Source organism: Streptomyces poriticola (genome assembly GCF_036689765.1).
Taxonomy (GTDB): Bacteria; Actinomycetota; Actinomycetes; order Streptomycetales; family Streptomycetaceae; genus Streptomyces; species Streptomyces poriticola.
The window spans coordinates 1-709 of sequence record NZ_JBAGKH010000098.1 but is presented as its reverse complement, the minus strand read 5'-3'; the positions used below and the strand labels follow the sequence as shown (position 1 = coordinate 709).

Annotated in this window: 1 protein-coding gene; it reads right to left on the bottom strand. The window is 69.7% G+C overall.

Translation table 11 applies throughout. The features are described from left to right. A partial coding sequence (locus V5O46_RS31610) for an acyltransferase domain-containing protein (RefSeq protein ID WP_408649091.1) occupies positions 1-709 on the bottom strand: 709 nt, incomplete at both ends.

Sequence of the window (709 nt, the reverse complement as noted above, 5' to 3'; positions counted from 1 at the left end):
CCAGCCAGAAGCGTTCGCGCTGGAAGGCGTAGGTGGGCAGCTCGACACGACGGGCACCGGTACCGGCGAAGAACCGGTCCCACGCGACACCGACACCATGGGCATGCAGCGTCCCCAGCGCCGTCACGACAGCCTGCGCAGCCGGCTTGCCCGCACGCTGCGCGGCGACACACACCACGCCCTCGGCCGACTCCGCCACCGGACCCGACAACACCGCATCCGGCGCCAACTCCACGAAGACACCAGCCTCCGCCGCCACCACAGCGTCGGCGAAGCGGACGGTCTCACGGACGTTGCGCACCCAGTAGCCGGGGTCGCACAGCTCGTCGGTGACCGGGGTGCCGGTCACCGACGACACGAACGGCACGAGCGGAGCATGGAACGTCACGGACTCCAGCACCCGCCGGAACTCGTCCAGGACCGGATCCATCCGGCGCGAATGGAAAGCATGACTGACCTGAAGACGCCTCGTACGACGGTCCGACCAGCGGGCAGCCTCAGCAAGCACAGCCTCCTCGTCACCGGACAGCACCACCGACGACGGACCATTGACCGCCGCCAGCTCCACGCCCCCCGCCAACTCGAGCTCACCCTCAGCAGCCTGAACGGCGACCATCGCACCGCCCTCCGGCAGCGCCTGCATCAACCGCCCACGCGCCGCAACCACACGCACCGCATCCTCGAGCGACCACACACCCGCGACACACGC